The following is a 3,942-nucleotide window of genomic DNA, read 5'->3' as shown; positions in this document are numbered from 1 at the left end:
TCCCGACCAATACTTGTTGGTCTGGGGAGTTGGGTCCGGGAAAAACTCACCACGCTGTCGCGCCAGGCCGATACGGCAAAGGCGTTCAACTACTTGATGAATCACTGGCGGGCGTTGTGCCACTACGCCGGCGATGGCTGGGCGGAGATCGACAATAATATCGCTGAAAACGCGCTGCGGGTAATAAGCCTGGGTCGCAAGAACTATCTGTTCTTCGCTTCGGATAGCGGCGGCGACCGGGCGACGCTGATGTATACGCTGATCGGCAGTTGCAAACTGAACGGCGTGGAGCCGGAAGCATATCTGCGCCATGTGCTGGAGATTATCGCGGATCATCCCATCAACAAAATCAAAGAGCTCCTGCCGTGGAACCTCACCATCCCTGCTGAATAACTGTCAATACGGCGCTGGGCGTACGCTTACTAGCGGGCCGCCTACCTCTGGCTGAGCCGGTGATGTTCCCGGTCAGTGGAGGTGCATTATAGGGCCTTCCCGGACGGTGACAAGCGCTAAATGCAAAATAAGATTTAACTGGCGAAATATGCAGCAATCGCGACAAAACCGCCGTTGGAAACATGAGGTGTATTCGGACAAAAAAAGCGCCCCGATTGCAGCCTGGCCACAGTTGAGACGCGGTTCATAAATAAGCCGACGAGACAGCGTAAGAAGCACCGCTCCAGTAGCGCGGTTAACCGCTGCATTAGACACCGCCCAGGTTAGCACGGGTGCCGATATCAAGCTCCGGCCCGGCGGGGGCCGACCGCGGATTATTGGCTGGCGACGATATGATCGTCCCGTACCTCAAGCTTAACGGGTTTACCCGGCAACAACTCACCGGACAGGATCTGCTGCGATAGCGGGTTTTCGATCTCCTGCTGAATGGCGCGTTTCAGCGGTCGTGCGCCATAGACAGGATCGAAACCGGATTTGCCCAACAGCGCCAGCGCCTCATCGCTGATGGTGGCGGTATAACCCCGCTCTTCCAAACGCTGGTACAGACGCCGCAGCTGAATCTGCGCAATCTCGGTGATGTGCTCGCGGCTCAGCGGATGGAAGACGATGACTTCGTCCACACGGTTAAGAAACTCCGGCCGGAAATGATGGCTGACCACTTCAAGCACGACATCCTTCATCTCCTGATAGTTCATCTGGCCGAAACGCTCTTGAATGATGTCCGACCCCAGGTTGGAGGTCATGATCACCACGGTATTGCGAAAATCCACCGTGCGTCCCTGGCCATCGGTCAGACGTCCGTCATCCAATACCTGCAGCAGAATATTGAAGACATCCGGATGCGCTTTTTCGATCTCATCCAGCAGAATCACCGAATAAGGCCGACGGCGCACCACCTCGGTCAGATAGCCCCCTTCTTCGTAACCGACATAGCCAGGAGGGGCGCCAACCAACCGCGACACCGAATGTTTTTCCATAAATTCGGACATGTCGATACGCACCATGGCATCGTCGCTATCGAACAAGAATGTTGCCAGCGCTTTGCATAGCTCCGTTTTACCTACCCCGGTCGGCCCCAGGAACATAAAGGAACCGATTGGCCGGTTAGGATCCGCCAGTCCCGCACGGCTGCGGCGAATGGCATTAGATACCGCTTCCACCGCCTCATTCTGCCCAATAACCCGCTGATGCAAATCCTGCTCCATGCGCAGCAGCTTTGCCCGCTCGCTTTCCAGCATCCGCGATACCGGGATGCCCGTCCAGCGGGCCAGCACTTCGGCTATCTCAATATCGGTCACCCGGTTACGCAGCAGGCGCAGACCTTTACCCTCGGATTGCGAAGCCGCCGCCAGCTGTTTTTCCAGCTCGGGGATTTTGCCGTACTGCAATTCAGACATCCGCGCCAGATCGCCGACACGCCGCGCCTGCTCAATCGAAATCTTTGCCTGTTCTAGTTCCGCTTTCAAATGCTGTGTGCCCGACAAAGAGGCTTTTTCCACTTTCCATTCCTCTTCAAGTTCAGAATAATCGTGCTCTTTTTGCGCCAGTTCATCATTGAGCATCGCCAGCCGTTTGAGACTGGCGTCATCTGATTCTTTCTTTAGCGCCTGCTGTTCCAGCTTCAGTTGAATGATTCGGCGCTCCAGACGATCCAGCTCTTCCGGTTTGGAGTCTATTTGCATACGAATGCTGGACGCGGCTTCATCGATAAGGTCAATCGCCTTGTCCGGCAGTTGCCTGTCGGCAATATAACGATGGGACAGCGTCGCGGCGACGACAATGGCCGGATCGGTTATCTGCACATGGTGATGCAGCTCATAACGCTCTTTCAATCCGCGCAGGATAGCGATGGTATCTTCTACGTTCGGCTCGGCGACAAAGACCTTCTGGAAACGCCGTTCCAGCGCGGCGTCCTTCTCAATAAATTTGCGGTATTCGTCAAGTGTCGTCGCCCCCACGCAGTGCAGTTCGCCGCGCGCCAGCGCTGGTTTGAGCATGTTACCGGCGTCCATCGCACCGTCGGCCTTGCCGGCACCCACCATGGTATGCAACTCGTCGATAAACAGGATGACATTGCCTTCCTGCTTGGACAAATCGCTCAATACGCCTTTCAGCCGCTCTTCAAATTCACCGCGGTATTTCGCGCCGGCCACCAGCGATCCCATATCCAGCGACAACACCCGGTTGTTTTTCAGGCCTTCGGGCACTTCGCCGTTGACGATACGCTGCGCCAGCCCCTCGACAATGGCGGTTTTACCCACCCCGGGTTCACCGATGAGAACCGGATTATTTTTGGTACGACGCTGCAGCACCTGAATCGTGCGGCGAATTTCTTCGCCGCGGCCAATTACCGGGTCGAGTTTGCCCTGCTCGGCGCGCTCGGTCAGGTCGATGGTGAACTTTTTCAGCGCCTGGCGCTGATCTTCCGCGCCCTGATCGTTGACCTGCTCACCGCCGCGCATTTGCTCAATCGCTTGAGTAATCGTCGCCGTCGTGGCGCCCGCCGACTTCAGCAGCTCGGCCAGAGTACCGCGCGATTCCAGCGAGGCCAGAACAAAGAGTTCGGAAGAGATGAAACTGTCGGCGCGTTTTTGCGCCAGCTTGTCGCACAGGTTCAGCACGCGCACCAGATCTTGCGAAGGCTGCACATCACCCCCGGAGCCCTCCACCTGCGGCAGGCGCTCGCAGGCCTGCTCCACCGCGCTGATAAACGGCACGATGTTGACGCCGGCGGATTGCAGCAGCGGACGCACGGTGCCGCCTTCCTGCTTCAGCAGGGCCGCCATCACGTGTAAAGGTTCGATAAATTGATTGTCGCGCCCGAGGGCCATGGACTGGGCATCGGCGAGGGCAAGCTGGAATTTATTGGTAAGACGATCCAGACGCATAACTCCTCCCATCTTGGTCAAAATTGCTACTCTGGAGATTAAATAAGGTCGTTTATTTAAAATTCAAGGGATATTTCGCCAATAAGCGGGAAGATTGTTGCTATCCATCCTGGATCGTCTTGGGCAAGAGATTATATCAGCCAGACCAAAGTTGCCATACATCCGGTGACACCTTCGCGCCGATAGGAGAAAAAAGTGTCGTTTTCCTGCACAGTGAAATGCTTACCGCCATATATGGCGCGGATCCCGGCCGTTCTCAGACGTAAACGCGCCAGTTGATAGAGATCGGCCAGATATTTTTCGCCCTGCGGGACAAACGCGCCGGCGGCCGCGGGGTCGTGACGGGTAAAGGCGTCTTTGACCTCAGCGCCCACTTCAAACGCCGTCGGCCCAATGGCCGGCCCCAGCCAGGYGAGAATGTCCGTGCGCGGCGCCTGAAACGCTGCCAGCRTCTGCYCCAGCACRCCGGCGCATAACCCCCGYCAACCGGCGTGCGCCKCGGCCACTTCCCGGCCCGCGCGATCGCACAACAGCACCGGTAAACAATCGGYGGTCATCACGGTGCAAACCTCGCCCCGYCTGCGGGTGTAAACCGCANNNT

Annotated in this window: 2 protein-coding genes and 1 pseudogene (1 of these 3 cut by a window edge); 1 reads left to right on the top strand and 2 read right to left on the bottom strand. The window is 57.0% G+C overall.

The genetic code is table 11. From position 1 onward, the window contains the following. Positions 1–393, top strand: a 393-nt coding sequence (locus ACMX3H_RS04370) for an IS66 family transposase (RefSeq protein WP_415209940.1), incomplete at its 5' end; no start/stop codon positions are given. Positions 394–767: 374 nt separating this feature from the next. Here ACMX3H_RS04370 and clpB read toward each other — a convergent pair. Both clpB and pgeF read right to left on the bottom strand, forming a co-directional pair. Beyond that, positions 768–3,341 carry an ATP-dependent chaperone ClpB gene (clpB, locus tag ACMX3H_RS04365; protein ID WP_415209939.1) on the bottom strand — a complete coding sequence of 858 codons (2,574 nt, stop codon included), beginning with the start codon at positions 3,339–3,341 and terminating at the stop codon, positions 768–770. A gap of 131 nt (positions 3,342–3,472) precedes the next feature. After that, positions 3,473–3,942: pseudogene (gene pgeF, locus ACMX3H_RS04360) on the bottom strand (peptidoglycan editing factor PgeF); its annotated part runs 142 nt beyond the window's last position; the annotation flags it as partial.

The sequence above is a fragment of the Sodalis sp. (in: enterobacteria) genome, assembly GCF_047607725.1.
In the GTDB taxonomy this organism is placed as follows: Bacteria; Pseudomonadota; Gammaproteobacteria; order Enterobacterales; family Enterobacteriaceae; genus JBLKSS01.
Note: the sequence above shows the minus strand (reverse complement) of the source record. Positions and strands in the feature narration are given on the sequence as shown.

What these genes read in the sequence shown, in the direction of transcription:
- clpB (WP_415209939.1), bottom strand. Translation starts at nt 3,341, where the DNA reads ATGCGTCTGGATCGTCTTACCAATAAATTCCAGCTTGCCCTCGCCGAT.